17 protein-coding genes and 1 tRNA gene are annotated in these 18,896 nt (G+C 62.4%); 9 read left to right on the top strand and 9 right to left on the bottom strand.

Going from position 1 to position 18,896, the window contains the following annotated elements:
• The first annotated feature begins 27 nt into the window (after nt 1-27).
• The 6 genes from IE053_RS08665 to IE053_RS08690 all read left to right on the top strand — a co-directional run bounded on the left by IE053_RS08665 (nt 28) and on the right by IE053_RS08690 (nt 5,274).
• Nucleotides 28-1,431 carry an alpha,alpha-trehalose-phosphate synthase (UDP-forming) gene (locus tag IE053_RS08665; protein WP_189575000.1) on the top strand — a complete coding sequence of 468 codons (1,404 nt, stop codon included), beginning with the start codon at nt 28-30 and terminating at the stop codon, nt 1,429-1,431.
• Nucleotides 1,432-1,452: 21 nt separating this feature from the next.
• Nucleotides 1,453-2,172, top strand: a complete 720-nt coding sequence (gene otsB, locus IE053_RS08670; protein WP_189575007.1) for a trehalose-phosphatase — start codon at nt 1,453-1,455, stop codon at nt 2,170-2,172.
• Nucleotides 2,159-3,928 carry a glycoside hydrolase family 15 protein gene (locus IE053_RS08675; RefSeq protein ID WP_189575009.1) on the top strand — a complete coding sequence of 590 codons (1,770 nt, stop codon included), beginning with the start codon at nt 2,159-2,161 and terminating at the stop codon, nt 3,926-3,928. The genes otsB and IE053_RS08675 overlap by 14 nt, the downstream gene beginning before the upstream one ends.
• A 26-nt stretch (nt 3,929-3,954) precedes the next feature.
• Nucleotides 3,955-4,422 (top strand): hypothetical protein, encoded by a 468-nt coding sequence (locus IE053_RS08680; RefSeq protein WP_189575011.1) that lies wholly within the window; start codon nt 3,955-3,957, stop codon nt 4,420-4,422.
• A gap of 65 nt (nt 4,423-4,487) precedes the next feature.
• Nucleotides 4,488-5,117: a putative metalloprotease CJM1_0395 family protein gene (locus tag IE053_RS08685; protein WP_189575013.1), complete on the top strand. Its 630-nt coding sequence runs from the start codon at nt 4,488-4,490 to the stop codon at nt 5,115-5,117.
• A gap of 64 nt (nt 5,118-5,181) precedes the next feature.
• Nucleotides 5,182-5,274, top strand: a tRNA-Ser gene (locus IE053_RS08690).
• A 654-nt stretch (nt 5,275-5,928) separates the two neighbouring features.
• Here IE053_RS08690 and IE053_RS08700 read toward each other — a convergent pair.
• The 8 genes from IE053_RS08700 to IE053_RS08735 all read right to left on the bottom strand — a co-directional run bounded on the left by IE053_RS08700 (nt 5,929) and on the right by IE053_RS08735 (nt 15,045).
• Nucleotides 5,929-7,662 carry a bifunctional protein tyrosine phosphatase family protein/NAD(P)/FAD-dependent oxidoreductase gene (locus IE053_RS08700; RefSeq protein ID WP_189575017.1) on the bottom strand — a complete coding sequence of 578 codons (1,734 nt, stop codon included), beginning with the start codon at nt 7,660-7,662 and terminating at the stop codon, nt 5,929-5,931.
• Between the two features lie 92 nt (nt 7,663-7,754).
• The gene (locus IE053_RS08705) at nt 7,755-8,591 is read right to left on the bottom strand and encodes a class I SAM-dependent methyltransferase (protein WP_189575019.1); all 837 of its coding nucleotides are present in this window, start codon (nt 8,589-8,591) and stop codon (nt 7,755-7,757) included.
• Nucleotides 8,592-8,849: 258 nt separating this feature from the next.
• Entirely contained in the window at nt 8,850-9,863 is a 1,014-nt protein-coding gene (gene cydB / locus IE053_RS08710) for a cytochrome d ubiquinol oxidase subunit II (protein ID WP_189575021.1), read from the bottom strand.
• Nucleotides 9,864-9,866: 3 nt separating this feature from the next.
• A complete protein-coding gene (locus IE053_RS08715; protein ID WP_189575022.1) occupies nt 9,867-11,294 on the bottom strand; it encodes a cytochrome ubiquinol oxidase subunit I in 1,428 nt (475 codons plus the stop codon).
• Nucleotides 11,284-13,089: a SulP family inorganic anion transporter gene (locus IE053_RS08720; protein ID WP_189575024.1), complete on the bottom strand. Its 1,806-nt coding sequence runs from the start codon at nt 13,087-13,089 to the stop codon at nt 11,284-11,286. The genes IE053_RS08715 and IE053_RS08720 overlap by 11 nt, the downstream gene beginning before the upstream one ends.
• A gap of 13 nt (nt 13,090-13,102) precedes the next feature.
• Complete coding sequence (locus tag IE053_RS08725) at nt 13,103-14,020, bottom strand: MBL fold metallo-hydrolase (RefSeq protein WP_189575026.1); 918 nt, start codon at nt 14,018-14,020, stop codon at nt 13,103-13,105.
• Nucleotides 14,021-14,032: 12 nt separating this feature from the next.
• On the bottom strand, nt 14,033-14,422 hold the full coding sequence (locus tag IE053_RS08730; RefSeq protein WP_189575028.1) for an ArsR/SmtB family transcription factor: 390 nt from the start codon (nt 14,420-14,422) through the stop codon (nt 14,033-14,035).
• Nucleotides 14,419-15,045: a peroxiredoxin gene (locus IE053_RS08735; protein ID WP_189575030.1), complete on the bottom strand. Its 627-nt coding sequence runs from the start codon at nt 15,043-15,045 to the stop codon at nt 14,419-14,421. Before IE053_RS08735 ends, IE053_RS08730 begins: the two co-directional genes overlap by 4 nt.
• 113 nt (nt 15,046-15,158) lie before the next feature.
• On the opposite strand from IE053_RS08735, the gene IE053_RS08740 reads away from it, so the two are divergent.
• The 3 genes from IE053_RS08740 to IE053_RS08750 all read left to right on the top strand — a co-directional run bounded on the left by IE053_RS08740 (nt 15,159) and on the right by IE053_RS08750 (nt 16,673).
• Complete coding sequence (locus IE053_RS08740) at nt 15,159-15,593, top strand: YeeE/YedE family protein (protein WP_189575032.1); 435 nt, start codon at nt 15,159-15,161, stop codon at nt 15,591-15,593.
• Complete coding sequence (locus IE053_RS08745) at nt 15,593-16,012, top strand: YeeE/YedE family protein (RefSeq protein ID WP_189575033.1); 420 nt, start codon at nt 15,593-15,595, stop codon at nt 16,010-16,012. The genes IE053_RS08740 and IE053_RS08745 overlap by 1 nt, the downstream gene beginning before the upstream one ends.
• Before the next feature lie 67 nt (nt 16,013-16,079).
• Nucleotides 16,080-16,673, top strand: coding sequence for a lysophospholipid acyltransferase family protein (locus IE053_RS08750; protein WP_189575036.1), 594 nt, complete (start codon nt 16,080-16,082; stop codon nt 16,671-16,673).
• Between the two features lie 2 nt (nt 16,674-16,675).
• Here IE053_RS08750 and IE053_RS08755 read toward each other — a convergent pair whose 3' ends face one another.
• A complete protein-coding gene (locus IE053_RS08755; RefSeq protein ID WP_189575038.1) occupies nt 16,676-18,880 on the bottom strand; it encodes a cyanophycinase in 2,205 nt (734 codons plus the stop codon).
• Between the last annotated feature and the right edge of the window lie 16 nt (nt 18,881-18,896).

An 18,896-nucleotide genomic window follows, 5' to 3' on the forward strand; every position in this document is an offset into this window, starting at 1 on the left:
CCTCTCGCGGAGCAGACAGGACGGACGATGAAACGACTGGTCGGCGTCAGCAACAGGACAGCCGCAGGCGGGCCCAAGGCCGGGGGCCTCGCCGTCGCGCTGTGGGATGCCCTAGTGCAGCGCAAGGGCCTCTGGTTCGGATGGTCTGGCGAAGTTGCCGGGACCGCCCGCCGCGGGGTCGAACTCTTCGAGGAAGAAGGCGTCGAGTTCGCCGTCACGGACCTCACCGAAGCCGAGCATGAAGGCTATTACCTTGGCTATGCCAACCGCGCCCTCTGGCCGGTGCTTCATTACCGGGTGGACCTCGCCAATTTCGACGAGGAGCAGTACGACTGCTACAGGGACGTGAACCGGCGTTTCGCGAAGCTGCTTTATCCGAGGCTGCGTGAGGACGACCTCGTCTGGATCCATGACTACCACTTCTTCCCCATGGCGCAGGACTTGCGCGATCTCGGCTGGACAGGCCGGACGGGGTTCTTCCTCCACGTGCCCTTCCCGCCGCCGGAAATCTTCAAGTCGGTGCCTGACCACCGCGCGCTGGCCAAAGGTGTGTGTGCGAATGATGTAATCGGGTTCCAGACCGTCAGCGACCGGGACAATTTTGCGAAATACTCCGTCGCTGAACTGGGCGCCAAGCAGCTCGATGATGAGGCGCTGTCGCTCGATGGGCGTAGAATCGCCATTCGCGCTTACCCGATCGGTATCGACGCGGTGGAGTTCCAGAAGCTCTCCCACAGTGAAGAGGCCAAGGCTGCGATCGAGCGGATCGAACCGTTCCTTGGCGATAGTCGCGCACTGATCCTGGGCGTCGACCGAATGGACTATTCCAAGGGCATCCCCAACCGCTTCCAGGCCGTGGGTCGGCTTCTCGACAATGCGCCGGAGCTGCACGGCAAGATTGCCTATACCCAGATCGCGCCGCCCTCACGCACCAAGGTCGAGGAGTATGCGGAGCTTCGTGAGCAGCTCGACAGCCTCGCGGGCCGAATCAACGGGGACTATGGGGACCTCGACTGGATTCCGATCCGCTATCTTGCGCGAAGCTACAACCGGGACCAGCTCGCGGGGCTTTACCGCATTGCGAGGGTGGGGCTGGTGACGCCTCTCCATGACGGGATGAACCTTGTCGCCAAGGAATATGTCGCTGCGCAGGACCCGGAGGACCCGGGCGTCCTCGTTCTCTCCCAGTTCGCGGGCGCGGCGGAGCAGCTCAAGGACGGCGCGTTGCTCGTCAATCCCCACGATACGGCAGGCACGGCGGATGCCATCCACGAAGCGCTGACGATGCCCCTGGCCGAACGCAAACGGCGGCACGAAGCACTGGCGGAAGTCGTGTTCGGGCAGGATATCGCCTGGTGGCGCGAGGCCTTTCTCGCCGATCTCGACCCGTCGGGAAACGGCTCGGGTTCCGTTGTCTCCCTTCGCGGCTGAACACCGGCGGGGCGGTTGCGTATGCGCGGTATACTGAACAGAGAAACGGCGCTGTTTCTCGATTTTGACGGAACACTCGTTCCGATCCAGGACGACCCGGATGCGGTGCACCTGCCTGACGGAGGCGCGGCTATCATAGAGAGTCTTGCCGAGCGCTTGTCCGGTGCCCTTGCGATGGTGTCGGGGCGGGATGGCCGCGACCTCTCGAAGCGCGTGCCGACCAGCGTCTGGCGTGCCGGTAATCACGGTGACATGCTCCTGCCCCCAGGCTCCACCAAGCCATCGCATGTGGAAGGTCCGACAGCGGAGCTTCTCGAGCGCGCACGGCAGATCGCAGCGACCCATGAGGGTGTTGTCCTCGAGGAAAAAGCGCGCGTCCTGACCCTGCACACCCGCCAATGCCGGCAGCACGAGGCCAGCGTCGCGAAGGCGCTCGAAGAGCTTGTCGCCGGGATCGACGGGTACAAGCTGCAACGGGGCAAGGACGTGGCCGAACTGAAACCCGCAGGCGTGCACAAGGGGATCGCCATCGAACGGCTCCTCGACGAGGATGCCTTTCGAGGACGCAAGCCCCTGTTTCTGGGCGACGATACGACGGATGAAGACGGATTTCGCGTCTGCCTCGATCGCGGCGGCTCGGCGATCAAGGTCGGTGACGGCGAAACCCTTGCCCCGCACCGCCTTGCGGACCACCATGACGTCTGGCGCTTTTTGAAGGAGGCCCTCGATGACCTCTCTTGAACTCGGCATTATCGGCAACGGCTCCATCGCTGGCCTGATCGACGATCAGGGTGCGTATCAATGGATGTGCCTGCCACGCTTCGACGGCCAGCCGGTCTTCAACGAACTCCTCGGCGGACTTGGCGAGTTCCGGTGCGAGCTGGTTGGCCTCAAGTCCAGCCACCAAGAGTACATTCGCAACACGGCGGTCCTGAAGACGACACTGACCACGCATGATGACTGCGAGGTCGACATCATCGACTTCTGCCCGCGCTTCACGGCCAAGGGGCGGACATTCCGACCCATGAGCTTCGTGCGCAGGATCATTCCCCGCTGCGGCAATGCGCGGATCGTTCTCAAGATCACGCCGAGTGAAGGCTGGACCAACAAGCCGATGAGCACCGAGCGCGGCACGAGCCATATCCGTTTCCGCTCGGAGGAGAATAGCTTCCGCATGACCACGGACGCGCCGATCTCCTACGTCATGACGCAGACCGCCTTCACCCTCGACCGCCCGATCAACATCATCTGTACGCCTGACGAAAGCCTATCGGATGCGCCGGAGCAGCTTGCGCGGGACTGGGAAGAGCGGACCGTCGACTACTGGCAGGAATGGTCGCGTCGGCTCGCCGTTCCCTTCGATTACCAGGACGCCGTGATCCGCGCGGCGATCACGCTAAAGCTCTGCGTTTTCGAGGAAACCGGCGGGATCGTCGCGGCACTGACGACGTCGATCCCCGAGCACGAAGGCTCGCAGAGGAACTGGGACTACCGGTTTTGCTGGATCAGGGATGCCTATTTCACCGTCACGGCGCTCAACCGCCTGTCGTCTGTCTCGACCCTCGAATACTACTTGCGTTATTTGAGAAACGTTGCTGCGCACACGGATGGTGGCCACATCCAGCCGGTCTATGGCGTAGGGCTCGAAGCCCAGCTTGTCGAGGACATCATCGAAGAACTCCCCGGCTACAGGGGACACAAACCGGTCCGCCGGGGCAACCAGGCCTCCGAGCATGTCCAGCATGACGTCTACGGACAGGTCATCCTCGGCGCGGCGCAGGCGTTCTTTGACCACCGCCTCCGCGCTCCGGCGGGCGAGCAGGACTTCCGCGACCTGGAAAAGATCGGGGAACGCGCCTTCGAGATGCATGACAAGCCCGATGCAGGGATATGGGAATACCGAACAATAGCCAGCGTGCACACCTCGAGTGCACTCATGTGCTGGGCTGCCTGTGACCGGCTTTCCAAGATCGCTGACCACCTCGGTCATGCGGAACGCGGCGAGCACTGGGCCAAGCGCGCAAGGATCATCCGTGAAAAGATCGAGAAAGAGGCTTGGAGCGAGAAGAAGCAAGCCTATGCCGGCGCCTTCGGCGGCGATGACCTCGACGCTTCGGTCCTTCTCATGATCGAAGTCGGATTCGTCGATGGCAGCGACGAGCGCTTCCGCAAGACGGTTGACGCCATCGACCGGGAGCTGCGCGTCGGCAACGCCGTCTACCGCTATCGGCATGCGGATGATTTCGGCAAACCGGAGACAGCCTTCACCGCCTGCACGTTCTGGCACATCGATGCACTGGCCATGACCGGCCGCCGTGAAGAAGCGAAAGAGCTGTTCGAATTCGTTCTAGCCAACCGGACCAAGCTCGGCCTCCTGTCTGAAGACATGGTGCCGGAGACGGGCGAACTCTGGGGCAACTTTCCCCAAACCTACTCGATGGTCGGCATCATCAATTCTGCGACAAGGCTGTCACGAAGCTGGGCTTCGGTCTGTTGATGGGACGAGCAACGTCGGAGGTTCCCATGAAGCATCTTCCTATCGCGTTCGGAGCTCTCGCCCTCGCCGCCTGCGGCGGAACGCCGGTGCTGGACGACCCCTCGACCCTGCCCCCGGTCGAAGAGACGAAAGACTGGGAGGACTGGGGCAAGGAGGAGAACATTGCGCGCCGCGTGGAGGGCGTGCCGTTGAGCGGCAATGCCATCACCGCCCGGCTCGTGGGGACCGAGCTCACCGGCTGCTATCCAAGCGGCGAAAGCTTTGCCGAGCGCCTGACCGAGAACGGCGATGTGGTGGAGCCGGGAACCGGCCGTCTACTCGCCAAATACAAGGTCCAGAATGACTATCTCTGCTTCCAATACCCGAACCAGCAGCCCGCCTGTTATACAGTGACGGACAAGGGCGGCACGCTCTATTTCTACACTGCCGGAGGCTACCGCCTCGTCGCAGCGAGCACCTGTCCGATCCCTCCTGGCACCAGGGGCTTGGACTAAACTCGGAACAAATTGTCCATCCGCCCTTGGGGTGGGGGTAACGCGCGCGCGATAAGATCGGCCGCATGGACCTGTCAGCGATCAATCCCGCGAATGCCCGCCAGCAGCCGGTCTTCGACACCGGACGCTTCGCTGCGGCGCCACAGGGTGCCGTCGATGGCTCCCGCACTGAGACGGCGGACGCCATCCAGCAGACCACACGGTCCGAAAGGATCGGCGACCGCCGGAACGAGCGCCAGGCTGGCGAACTGACCGACGAGGAACAGCGCGTGGTCCAGAAGCTCAAGGCGCGGGATCGCGAGGTCCGCGCCCATGAGCAGGCGCACAAGCTGGTTGGCGGGCAATATGCCGGGGCCATCAGCTACGACCTGCAACGCGGCCCGGACGGACAGGATTATGCCATTGGCGGCTCGGTCCCGATCGACGTGTCAAAAGAGGGCAGCCCCGAGGAAACCGCGGCGAAGATGCGAATTGTCATCAGGGCGGCTCTCGCCCCTGCCGAACCCTCGGCAGCGGACCGAGCCGTTGCGGCAGCCGCGCAGGCCAAGCTGCTCGAAGCGCAGGCCGAAATCTCCCAACAGAAGGCGGCAGAGCGCCGGGGCGAGGCCCCCGAGAGCCAGTTCGGCAGCGTCCTCGCCGCCTATGCCGCCGACCAGGACCGCAATGCCGACCCGGTTTTTGCGGTTGTTGCGTAATTCCCGCGCTTTGGGGACATTCTCTGGCTTGAAATGCCGGGGACACTCCTGCAAACCCGCCGACGGAGACGTGGCCGAGTGGTCGAAGGCGCTCCCCTGCTAAGGGAGTAGGCGGTTTGTAGCCGTCTCGAGGGTTCGAATCCCTTCGTCTCCGCCAGATCCTTTATCCTAAGCGCTGAGGGGTCGCTTAGGCCGGTGAGCGTCACCTTTGCCGATTCCGATCGTGCTGACTTCGGGTGCTGTGAAAGGGCGTCACGCAAGGTGCGCCAGATCAGGCGGTAAGCTGCGCGCTTCGTTCAAGCCGGGGGTGCAGTAGCGCCAGGTCGAAGCCTGCGTTCGCGGCAATCTCCGAAATATCGTCCACGGACAATTCCCCGCCCTTGCGAGGGTCCGGAGAGTGATGGACCGCATGCCTGACCGGCAAAACACCAGCGTCAACCGAAGCAACTCCCGCAGAGCCTTTGCGAACGTTTCGATATCGGCTTCTTCGATTGTGTTGGGCGAGACGACGGGAATGAAGCGCACCCCAATGCCAGATTCTTGAGGTCCGCGAGCTGGAGCCATGACGAGATACTGCGTGTTTGATCGATAGGGCAGCAAGCCACGGAACATCTCGTCTGATTGGACGTAGAATTGAGCTGCTCTTCTGCCAGTATCGTCAATCGTTATCCGGCGTCACGTAGCCAAAAAACGGGGCGGCCTGTCTCGGCCGATGCTTGATTACTGACTTGCCTGATCCGGATGCCGAGCAATCAGCATCAGGAAAAGCATGCCAATTGTATCACGGCGAGGGTGAGCGTAGCCTGGTGCCTCAGGCGACTTTCTTTGACGATGGATCCACGCAGGCTGCTTGCGCATCATGGGCGGTTGGCCGGTGGGGTAGCACCTTCGGCCCCGCGAGCCATTCGTGACCTTTCAGCATGCCGTCGAAATAGATGGCGGGCAGCAGTTTCTCCTTGAGAAGCCAAGCTGCCCGGGTCGGCTTCTTGCCATCGATCATCCATGCCGGGAAGCTGGGAGCCACTTTGCCGCCATAGAGGAACTCCGCGAGGACGACCTTCCCCCGCTCCACAGTCAGCGGACACGATCCGTATCCGTCATACACGGCGTTCGGCGCTCTACCGTCGAGGACCTCAAGCACATTATGAGCAACAACAGGTGCTTGTTTGCGGACAGCCGCGGCCGTCTTCGCGTTCGGTGTCGAACAGCCGTCGCCCAGACCGAAAACGTTGCCGTAGTCCTTATGCTGAAGGGTCTGATCATCGACTTTGACCCAGCCGGCTTCGTTTGTTAGAGGACTTTTCTTCATGAAGTCATGCCCCGTTTGAGGCGGACAGACGTGCAACATGTCGAAATCGCGAACCTCCTCCCGTGTCTCATCGCCATCCGCCACGCGGAAAGTCGCTTTGCGGGAGGCACCATCGACTGCAATGAGGTTCTCGTTGAACTTGAGATTGATCCCATACTGATCGACATATTTCATGAGTGCTGGAACGTAGTCGGCAACACCGAACAGGACTCCGCCCGCGTTGTGGAAATAGACTTCCATGTCGCTCAGGACACCGCGCCGCTTCCACTCATCACATGAAAGATACATCGCTTTCTGGGGGGCGCCAGCGCACTTGATCGGCATCGGGGGCTGGGTGAAAAGCGCCCTGCCCCCACGCATGGTTGACGCCAGTTCCCATGTGTAAGGAGCGAGATCGAACTTGTAATTCGACGTGACCCCGTTTCGCCCGAGCGTTTCCTGAAGGCCATCGATCGCGTCCCAATCGAGCTTGAGCCCCGGCGCAACGACCAGGGTCTTGTAGTGAAGACGCGTGCCATCCTCGAGGATGACTTCGCTTCGTTCTGGAGCGAAACCTGCGCAGGCCGTCCGCACCCACTCGACGCCTTTCGGTATGACCGAAGCCATCGAGCGTTCGGTCTCCTCGCGTTTGAAGACACCGCCCCCGACCAGCGTCCATCCGGGCTGGTAGTAGTGGTGGTTGCGCGGTTCTACGATGACGATGCCGAGACCGGGGCGTCGCTTCAGAAGACTTGAGGCCGTCGCGATACCTGCCGCCCCGCCGCCGATGATCACCACATCCCGCGCTTTGGCCGGGGCAAGCCCCTCGTCCGCGCCCTTGGCCTTCGCCTCGAGCCGCGGCCGCAGGCCTTCGAGGTCGTAACCAGCATCGGACGCAGTTTTCAGGATTGCGTCGACCGATAGGTGACCAGCTTGGCTCAGGGCCCACAGCGTCACCGACCTTGTCCCTGTGCGGCAGAATGCGAGGACCGGCGCAGGCAGTTCGAGCATCGCCGCCTTGAAGGCCGCGACGTCGGCATCGGTGACCTTGCCGCTTTCGACCGGAATGAAACGAGCCTCGATACCGTGGCGCTTTGCGGCTTCCATGAGCTGAGCGGATGTCGGCTGGTCGTTGCCCTCGCCATCGGGGCGGTTGATGATGATCGATTTGAAGCCTTGTGAAGCGGCAACGCCGACATCGCTCGGCGTGATTTGCGGGGAGACACTGAGATCAGGGGCGACGAAACGTAAATCCACGGAAAACCTCCAGGCCTCTTTCGTTTGCCCCCTTATACTCTTCGCTTCCTACAACTGTCAACCAATCCACTGGGACCTACCCAGCATGGCGGCTATGCTTTGGCCGACACGAACCAGGCTTCGCCCAGAAGACTGATTTTGCCATTCTGGCCTTCTGGTAGGGCCTCGCAAAGCTTGTCGATCAAGGCTTCGCGCGGAACGCCTGCCTCTTCCAGTGGACGCGCAAGCGGTCCCAATTCCACCAAAAAGCCAGCTGCCTCGCGGGCATTGTTGCCAGGAATGGCAATCATCTTGACGAGCGGCTCAATGGCGACTGACCTCCAGCCCGCGTCGGAAAGAATTCCGCGCAGACGGTCTTCCATCGCGAAGGCAAAGGGACCGGGAGCCTCAGGGTCAGGCGTCCGAAGTTCGAGACCCAGATCCTCCCTTGCAATCCTTGCTGGGAGCGATGCCCACGGATTGCGTTTAGGCTCCCGCCAGCAAACGAAATGCATGGGCGCGCCGGACAACGCTGCCCGGCGTAGCTGGGAGAAGGCTGTCACACTGTCCTCGAAGAACATCACGCCGAAACGAGACACCAGCAGGTCGTGTTTTGTGTCCGGCGCATATTCCGCAGCATCGGCCAGAACGAAGCGCGCCGGGGAACGCGCATCCTCAGCACGCCGCCGGGCCAGCGTGATCAACGGAGAAGAAACATCAAGGCCGGTCGTACCGGGCGATCTTCGGGCGAGCTTAAGTGTCAAGGAACCAGCACCGGAGCCGATATCGAGCGGACATTCGAAGGACGAGGCCCCGATGGCTTCAAGCAAGGCATCGCTGAACGGCGCAAGCATGCCGTCCAGAAGGTCGGCATTGCGGACCCATTTCTCACCGGTCTCGCCGTCCCAGCGCTGCGCCTCGGATGACAAATGGCGCTCACCAGAGGTCATGCTTTCCACCATGCGATCAGCAACGGAACCCACACCAGAGAAAGCGTCAGCGTACCCTTGATACTCTGATAGGCGATCCACGCCCAGAAAGCCTTCCGGCCACCCTGTGCCGCGCGTTTGAAAACAAGCCCCTTCACAGGATCATCGCCCTTATTCCGTAGGCGACGACCGCGACTGTCGCGACCCCCGCCGCCCACAGGCCGACAAACCACAGCAACTGGCGCAATAGCTGGGGGAGCGAAGACCAGAACCGGGCCATCAGTGGTAGCCCTCGTTCGGATCCATCTTCCCACGGAACACCCAGTAGGCGTAGCCCGTATAGGCCAGGATGATAGGGATCAGGATGCAGGCGCCGACGAACATGAAGATCTGGCTGTAGAACGGCGTCGCCGCCTCGATGATCGTGACCTCTGTCGGGATGATGTAGGGATACATCGAAATACCCAGCCCGACGAAACAGAGCGCGAAGAGAGCGAGGGCCAGCAGGAACGGCCGATACTCGTGCCTGTGAACGTTCAGCGATCGGAACATCGCGAATGCGATGGCTGCCACCGCCAGGGGAACAGGCGCGGCGAACAGAAGGCCCGGCATCGTGAACCAGCGCTCGTAATAGGCTGTCTCGAGATAGGGGGTAAACATCGAAACGATCACGATGAAGGCCAGGGTCCCGAGGCCAAAACCCCATGCAAGGCGCCGGGCGCGCTCCTGGATGTCGCCCTCAAGCTTCATCACCAGCCAGGTTGCACCCAGAAGCCCGTAGCCGGTCACCACGGCGAGGCCGCACAGGACGGAGAACGGCGACAGCCAGTCCCACCAGCCGCCGCCATAGACGCGGCCGTCGACCTCGATACCCTGAAGAAGCGCCCCGAGAGCAACACCCTGCGAGAACGCGGCCACGGTGGAGCCGCCGATGAAGGCACGGTCCCAGTACTTCATCCAGCGCTTGGTCCGCCAACGGTATTCGAAGGCCACGCCGCGGAAGATCAGGGCAAGGAGCATCGCGATGATCGGAGCGTAGAGCGCCGACATGATGATGCCGTAGGCCATCGGGAAGGCTGCAAAGAGCCCGCCCCCGCCCAGGACCAGCCATGTCTCGTTGCCGTCCCAGACCGGGGCGACGGAGTTCATCAGGAGATCACGGTCACGCTTCTCCGGGAAGAAGGGATAGAGGATCCCGATGCCGAGGTCGAAGCCGTCGAGGACGACGTAGATGAAGACCGCGACGGCGAGGAGGATGGCCCAGGAATTGGCGAGCCAGATCGAGACTTCCATGACTTACTCCGCAGGCTTCAGGAAGGTATCGGGACGGAGCTGGTCCGCGGGCGTGATGCCCGCGGTCCTGATCGGCGGTTCCCCGGACTTGCGGAGCCCCTTCTCCCCTTCCTCCGGGGCGTGTTTCATGAGGCGGAGAATGTAGAAGACGCCTGCGCCGAAGACGAAGAAATAGACAATGATGAACGCAAGGAGCGACGCGCCGACGGCAGGCGCATCAAGCGGGCTGACGCTGTCGACCGTGCGAAGGGCGCCATAGACGGTGTAGGGCTGACGGCCGACCTCCGTCGTGATCCATCCCGCGATCACGGCGACAAGGCCTGCCGGGCTCATCACGAGGGCCGCCCGGTGCAGCCATTTGTTCGTATACAGCGTCTTCCGGTAGCGCGCCCAGAGCGAGAAGAGGCCGACGCCGAGCATGGCAAAGCCGAGGCCGACCATGATGCGGAACGACCAGAAGACGATCCCCACCGGCGGCTGCTCTTCATCGGGAATGGTATCGAGACCAGCGAGAGGCGCGTTCGGGTCGTGCTTGAGGATCAGGGAGCTCAGCTTCGGGATGCCGACAGCGTATTTGAGCTCCTGCTCCTCGTCATCGGGGATGCCGAAGAGATAGAGTGGCGCGCCGTCGGGATGGCTCTCATAGTGCCCCTCCATCGCCATGACTTTGGCCGGCTGGTGCTCCAGCGTGTTAAGGCCGTGCATGTCACCGAGCACGATCTGCAGCGGCGCGACGATCGCGGCCATCCACATGGCCATGGAGAACATCGTCCTGACGCCAGGATTGTCGCCGCGCCCCTTCAACAGGTGCCACGCACCGACGCCGCCAACGATAAAAGCGGTCGTCAGGTAGGCCGCCGTCAGCGTATGCGCGAGGCGGAACGGAAAGCTGGGGTTGAAGATCACTTCGAGCCAGTTGGTCGGGATGAACTGGCCGGCTTCATTGACCGTGTAGCCCGCTGGCGTATGCATCCAGCTGTTCACGGACAGAATCCATGTGGCTGACAGGGCCGTGCCGAAAGCCACGGCGAGACAGGCGACCATATGCAGCCTGTCGCCTACACGCTCGCGGCCGAAGAGCATGATGCCGAGGAAGCCTGCTTCGAGGAAGAAGGCAGTGAGAACCTCGTAAGCCATCAGCGGACCGATGACCGGTCCGGCGATATCGCTGAACACGGACCAGTTCGTGCCGAACTGGTAGCTCATGGTGATGCCGGAGACGACGCCCATGGCGAAGGCGATGGCGAAAATCTTGATCCAGAACTTGAAGAGCCGGAGATACTTCTCGTTGCGGGTCTTCAGGTACAGCCCGTTGAGGACCGCAAGGTAGCTCGCAAGACCGATCGAAAAGGCCGGGAAGATGAAGTGAAACGCAACGGTGAACGCGAACTGGATCCTGGCAAGGATCACGGGATCGAAACTAGCGAACATGCGTCGTGACCTCTTTCTCTCTTTGTTGCTCCACGCGGTCGCAGAGTGCGTCGACTGCTGACTGTGAGATAATCTCCGGGTCCAGCGCACGCAAAGCGTCATATTGACTGAGGAACACCTTGCCAGTGAGGTCATCGAGGAAATGTGACCGCTTGAGACGGTCCATCACAGGACCCTTCACTTCGGACAGGTGGAAGGTCACGCCCGCGTCCTTCAGGCGGGCATTGATCGCCTCGAGACTCTCGAGCGCACTGGCGTCGATCGTGTTCACAGCCGGGCACATGAGGACGAAGTGCTCCGCTTTCGGATTGGCTGCAACGAGATCATACACTGTATCCTCGAGGCCACGGGCATTGGCAAAATAGAGACTCTCGTCGACCCTGAGTGTGATCACTTTATCACCCGTGAGGACCTGATGTCGGTCGATGTTGCGGAAATGCTCCGTTCCCGGAACCAGCCCGACGACAGCCATGTGTGGCCGTGAGGTTTTCAGGAGGAAAAGGAGTAGCGACAGGGCAACACCCGTCACGACGCCTGCCTCGACACCGAAACCGAGCGTCACGAGAATTGTGGCGATCATCGCCAGGCCGTCAGACTTCGAATAGCGCACGGTCTCGACCACGGACCTGAAATTCACGAGCGAAAGCACGGCGACGATGATCGTCGCGGCCAGCGTGGCCTTGGGCAGGTAGGTGAGGAGCGGCGTCAGGAACAGCGCAGCGATGGCAATGCCGATGGCGGTGAATGCACCCGCCGCGGGGGTCTCGGCCCCGGCGTCGAAATTGACGGCGGACCGGGCGAAGCCGCCAGTCACCGGAAAGCCGCTCGAGAACCCTGCGGCGAGGTTGGAGGCGCCGAGGGCGATCAGCTCCTGGTCGGGGTCAATGCGCTGGCGGCGTTTCGCCGCGAGCGTCTGGGCGACGGAGATCGACTCCACGAAGCCAATGATCGAGATCAGGAGGGCCGGGACGAACAGCGCCTCTATTAGCCCGAGGTCGAAGCTCGGTATGCTGAGCGGTGGCAGGCTGCCATCCACCTCACCGACAATCGCGACGCCCTGCTGATCGAGACGCAGGAGCGAGGTTACCGCGACGGTCACGGCGATGGCGAGGACCGGACCGGCCTTCGCGATCATACTCGCCGGCTTTGCGGGCAAGCCTATGGCGGTCAGGAGGGGCGCGAGTCCCTTCCGGACCCAGAAGAGGAAAAGGGTGGCGCAAGCGCCTATGATGAGCGTCGGGACGTTGAGGTCACCGATATGACGGACAAGCGAGGAGACAAGGAGGAAGAGATTCTCCCCATGCGCATCAATTCCGAAAATGTGCTTGAGCTGGCTTGCCGCGATGATGAGTCCTGACGCGGTGATGAAGCCCGAAATGACGGGATGGCTGAGGAAGTTGGCGAGGAAGCCCAGCCGGAAGAGGCCCATCAGGAGGAGAATGCCCCCCGAGAGAACCGCGAGCAACACTGCCGCGGAGAGATACTCGGCCGTCCCCTGCTCCGCCACTTGACCGACCGCTGCAGCGGTCAGCAGCGAAACGACGGCCACGGGGCCGACAGCGAGCGTGCGCGATGTTCCGAATACGGCGTAGGCGACGAGCGGCAGGATCGAGGCATAAAGACCGACCTCAGGCGGAAGCCCCGCCAGCATCGCGTAGGCCAATGACTGCGGGATCAGCATGATTGTCACGATCAATGCCGCGAGAGCATCGCTCACGAACGTCTCGCCGCGATAGGTCCTGGCCCAGGAAAGGATCGGCAGCCACTCGCGCCGCCGTGACTGCCTGATGGTCATGCCAAAAGCCCCTTCACAAGACGTTCAGCGGGATCTTGAGGTATTGCACGCCGTTATCCTCCGGCTCTGGAAGGTTGCCGGCATTCATGTTCACCTGAACCGAAGGAATGATCAGTGTGGGCATGTCGAGCGTCGCGTCGCGCTCCGTCCGCATCTTGACGAACGCCTCCTCGGAGACGCCCTCGTGGATATGGACGTTCTCCTTCCGCTGGGTCCCGACTGTCGTCTCCCACGCGAAATGGTCCCGAACCGGCGACTTGTAGTCGTGGCACAGGAACATCCGGGTTTCGTCCGGGAACTGGAAAAGGCGGTGAATGGACCGATAAAGTGTCGCCGCGTCGCCGCCGGGGAAATCGCAGCGCGCCGTGCCGTAGTCAGGCATGAACAGGGTGTCGCCGACGAAGAGCGCATCGCCGATCAGGTAGCTCATGCAGGCTGGCGTGTGGCCAGGGGTGTGAACCGCGATACCTTCGAACCGTCCGAACGCGAACGTATCACCATCCTCGAAAAGGATGTCGAACTGCGAACCGTCACGCTGGAAAGCACTGCCTTTGTTGAAGATCTTTCCGAAGACATCCTGCACGGTCGTGATCCGGGCGCCGATCGCGAGCCTGCCGCCGAGCTTCTCCTTGAGATAAGGCGCCGCCGAAAGGTGATCGGCATGAACGTGCGTCTCTAGGATGAGATCGATGGTCAGGCCCTTCTCCTCGATGAAAGCGATGAGGCGGTCAGCGCTATGCGTCGCGGTCCGGCCCGACTTGTGATCGAAGTCGAGAAGGCTGTCGATGACCACGCCGACCTTCGCCTCATCATCATAGACGACATATGAAACGGTGTTGGTGGGCTCGTCGAAGAACGCTCTCACGACAGGGGCGTCGTAGCGGTGATTCTCGACGGCCTTGGGCAGCGGGGGAATGCCCTGTTCAGACATGATGGACTCCTTCTATTGGTCTGAAGACGGAATAATACGGGCGAATACACTTCCGCCGCCGCGGGGTTTCCCTGCAGGAGCCGCGGCAGCGCTCATCGGGTACTGGCCGCAGAGGACGGCGACGATGTTGGCCGCGCGGGGCTCGACGAGCCGGTAGAAGACTGCTTTCGACTCCCGGCGGCCTTCGATCACGCCTGCTTCGCGGAGCTTGCCGAGCTCCTTGGAAAGGGCGGGCTGGCGGATACCGGTCAGCTCTTCGAGCTCTCCGACACCGCGTTCGCCTGCCATCAGCTCACAGACGAGCCGCAGGCGCTGGGGGTGGGCCAGCGCGCGAAGGAGAAACGCCGCGCCCTCCGCGCGCCTCTCCATCTCTTCGGGATGAACGAGGACATCCGTGCTCATCGAACACCTCCCGCGTACCAGGCAGGGCCAGCCGCAACGGATTCTTCATCCGTGCCCGGAGCGGAGGCGAGAAGCGGCTCCCCCTCGCGCCAGTCCGCCGGGGCGACGCCGTCGTTCCCGGCGGTATCCCGTAGCGCCGAAACGAGGCGCAAGAGTTCGTCTACGGAGCGGCCGACTTCCATCGGATAGTGCACCATGGCTTTCAGGATACCCTGAGGGTCGATCACGAAGACCGAGCGCACCGTCGCCGTCGAACTCGCGCCGGGATGGATCATGCCGTAGCTTGTCGCAATTGCCAGCGATGGGTCTTCCAGAAGCGGAAACTGAGGACGGATACCGAAATCGGCCTCGATCCGGTCGAACCAGGCAATATGGGAATAGACGCTGTCGGCCGAGAGACCGATCAGCGCGCAATCGAGTGCCTCGAAGCGCTCCGATGCTCGGGCCAAAGCGACAAATTCGGACGTGCAAACCGGCGTGAAATCAGCCGGGTGGGCGAACAGAAGAACCCAGCGCCCTGCAAAATCGGACAAGCGAACGGTTCCCTTGGTGGAACGGGCCTCGAACAGAGGAGCAGGCTCATCGAGCCGGGCGACAGGTATTTTGGGTGCGTCGTCGGACATGAGGCTTTTTCCCTGGATATCTTGCGCCCTCATATTATCCGGTATATGTAATTGTCAACTACTGGCAGCCGTTCGGCCTGTAGACCCAATGCGACGATCCGACGGAGTTCTCGATGGCACCCGAAACGTCTTTCACACCCCTTTCCGCCCTGATTGGCGGCGGCATGATCGGCCTCGCGGCCACCTTGCTGATGCTGTCGCTTGGCAGGATCGCCGGGATCAGCGGAATTCTCGCCGGCGCAATAACACCCGCAGGTACCGACCGAGGCTGGCGCATCGCCTTCCTGGCGGGATTGCTCGCGCCCGGCCTGGTGCTCGCGGCGATAGGCAAGGCGCCCCCGGTCAGTTTTGTCGCGGGCACACAGCTCCTCATCCTTGCCGGACTGCTTGTCGGCTTTGGCACACGGCTCGGTTCCGGCTGCACCAGCGGGCATGGCGTCTGCGGACTCGCTCGACTCTCTCCGCGATCGCTTGTCGCCGTGGTGTCGTTCATGGCGGCTGGGTTCGTCACCGTCGGCATTCTCCGCCACGTGGCAGGAGGCTTCTGATGCGCAAGCTCCTCGCTGCATTCCTTATCGGCAGCCTGTTCGGTGGCGGGCTCATCATTTCAGGCATGACGAACCCGGCGAAGGTCCAGAACTTCCTCGACCTCTTCGGCCAGTGGGACCCCAGCCTCGCCTTCGTGATGGGCGGCGCGCTGGCGGTGACCCTGATCGGCTTCCGGTTGGTCCTGCGCAGGCCAGCACCGCTGGATGCCGACAGGTTCGAGCTTCCGGGAACGAAAGAATTGACGCCAAGCCTCGTGATCGGATCGGTGCTGTTCGGCATCGGCTGGGGCTTGGCCGGACTGTGCCCAGGGCCGGCGCTTGCCGTGATCCCGCTCGCGCCAGGACCAGCGGCGGTGTTCCTTGTCGGTCTCCTCGGCGGTGTTCTCGGTCACGACGCATGGCAAAGGCGGCGCGGCTGAGACTGCTACGGAGGGTCGCGGTGGCGCGGCGCTTCCCAGCCTTTGCTGGCTCGCCTAAAGCGCGGCCATGTCAGAACCGACCGGGATAAGGCCACCCAAGGGCCCGCTCTACGAAGCACGGCGCGCAGTTGCCCTGTGGCTCTTCGGGTTGGCCGGGTGGAAGGTGGAAGGCACGGCGCCGGAAGAGGACAGGTTCGTCGTCATCGCGGCGCCACACACATCGAACTGGGACCTGCCCTACATGCTGGCGGTTGCGTTCAAGTTCCGCATCAAGCTGCGCTGGATGGGCAAGGACAGCCTCTTCAAGCCGCCCTTCGGCTGGCTGATGAAGGCCATGGGCGGCATTCCGATCGACCGATCGAAGGCGAACAACGTCGTCACCCAGATGGTCGAGATCTATCGCGATGCGGACATTCTCGCCGTGGCGATCCCTCCCGAGGGCACCCGCGCGAATGTCCGTGTATGGAAGACCGGCTTCTATAACATTGCCCATGGCGCGGGCGTTCCGATCGCGCTCGGCTTCCTCGATTATCAGCGCAAGGTCGGCGGCATCGGCGGGGTTTTCCACACGACCGGCGACTACGAGAAAGACCTCGGTGAGATCCAGGCCTTTTATGCCAAGGTCGTCGGAAAGCACGACAGCCGATCAGAGAAGGCCTGAGGTCAGTCGTCGAACTCCTCGCGCGAGCATTCGAGGTCAAGGGTCGCCGTCACCGGATCGTCTCGCTTCAGCCGGACACGGATTGCATGGCGTGCCGTGGGCACCGCTGCGTGTTCCTCCATGCGCTCGAGATCGACGCCTTCACGCAGCAGGTCGGCGATCATCCGGTCGAACGATTCGGCTGCAGCCCGATCTGACGAAAGCCTGTCGATATGCCCTGTGTTCAGGTTGACCCTGTCACCGGGGCCGAACATCCTGATACGGACATGTCGCGCGACGAAGCCATCCTGGCCATTGCGGGTATCGCTGTCCCGCGTGTCCACGAGGACGAAGCCGTGACGGCCTGCAGCGGTCAGCTCGAGGCCGGACTTGGTGGCGATGACAGCGCTTTCATCGCAGACGCCAATGCCGAAATCCTCGTTCTCTTCAGCACACGCAATGATCAGGCGACCGAGCCTGCGGCCCGAGATCAGGTTCTGGTCGGCAACGCCCGCCGCCAGCAGGCCAATGCCTTCATGGATCACGAGGCCCTGGTGGCCGAGGTCCGAAGCCACACCGTAGCGCATCGCTTCATAAGACGAGCCGCCTGCAATCATCAGGCGTGAGAGCGCGGAGACGGCACCGCTGGCGGCGACGATGGTCGCTCCGTGGGCGTAGGCCTTCGCGATGGCGCGAAGGACGGCACTCTCCTCGCCCCGGTGCAGCAGGGTTTCGACAAGCCGGATCTGGTTCCCGCCACAAAGGAAGATCGCCTTCATGTCCTCGATGCGGTGGAGGAGGTCCGGGTCTTTTTCGGCGTAGTCGACATTGTCGATGGTCACGCCGAGATCGACAGCCTCAACACCGTGGTCGCGGAAGAAATCGACATGCTCCCGCGCCGTGCGCCGCGCCTCTGACGAGGCCGCGGCGAAGATCCCGACGGGACCCTGGCCGATCAGGCTGATGAATTCCTGCTGCTCGCGGGGTTCGGCGTAGATGGGCGACGAACCGAGAAGCACGATGCTCGAACGTTCGTTGAGGTCCATACCGAAAGTCCGGACGCCGCGCTTCTCGCGTCTTTCGACGAGCTCGCGGGTGACCCTTTCAAGGTTCAGCGAAACGCGCAGGTTCAGCGCGGTGATGCGCAGGCCGTCCCCCGGCGTGGAGATCAGGCAGCGCGAGACGCCCTTGCGGCGGGTCACAGTGGTGATCGCCATGGTGTTCGTTCGCGGATCGACCACCGAGAGGGCGTCGGAGGAATAGGTCTTCTGGTCACCAAGGACGAGACGGGCGATCAGGTCATAGATGGCGTAGGCGCCGAAAGCATTTCGCTGGGACCTGGCAGGCGCGCGGTAAGCGATCTCCCGCTTGCGAACGTGCCGCTTGCTCTCGGATGGCTGGACCACGAACCCCGGCAGGGAAAAACTGTCGCCGTCATCGACATAGCTCAGCCTGACATTCTCGTAACGGCTGGCCTCGGGTTCGAGCGTCGCGTCGCGCGTATCAACGAAAAAGACGCCATACTCGCCGACAACCTGGCCTTCCTTGCCGTCGATGATCATCGCCGTGTTCTCGTCGACACCGAACGACCGCTTGACCCCTGCATGGCTCATCGCGACGATCATCCGTGCCAGGCGACCGCGCTTGATCGCGTGCTGATCGACGAGGCCATGACCAAAAAAGCCGAGGCCATCCCCGAGCAGCAGACCGGGCTCGTCAGGGTCGTCGGTAAGCCCGTAAAACATCGCTTCATAGGACGTTCCGCCGACGATCATCGGATCGGACATCATCGCCGCACCTGCGCTCGAGCCGGCGAGGAGCCCGCCATTCCTGTGCGCATCCCGGATCGCCTGCAGGAGCGGCGTCTCGACACCGCCGGGCTTGAGCGCGTTGAGAAGCTTCGACTGGTCACCGCCCGTGAAATAGACGCTTCCGAACTCGCGCACCTTTTCGATCAGGCCCGCGTCGTGCGCTGTCATCGGGGCGTTGTCCTCGGTGACGTGAGCCACTTCGGCCTTGAAGCCGTGCATCTCGAAGGCAGCGAGGGTCTCCTCACCCACTTCCATCGGTTCCGACGAAGCGGTCGGGAAGATCAGGATGCGGCCACCGCAAAGCCGCCGCATCTCGCGGTAGACCCTCCGGTTATCATCCTCGAGACGTCCGCCGATGATGGCGAATTTCAAATCAAGGTTGGGACGACCTCGCCTCGAGGTGCGTTTGGAAGCCATGGAGCGGGAACCTCAT

The organism is Parvularcula lutaonensis (assembly GCF_014651915.1).
Taxonomy (GTDB): Bacteria; Pseudomonadota; Alphaproteobacteria; order Caulobacterales; family Parvularculaceae; genus Parvularcula; species Parvularcula lutaonensis.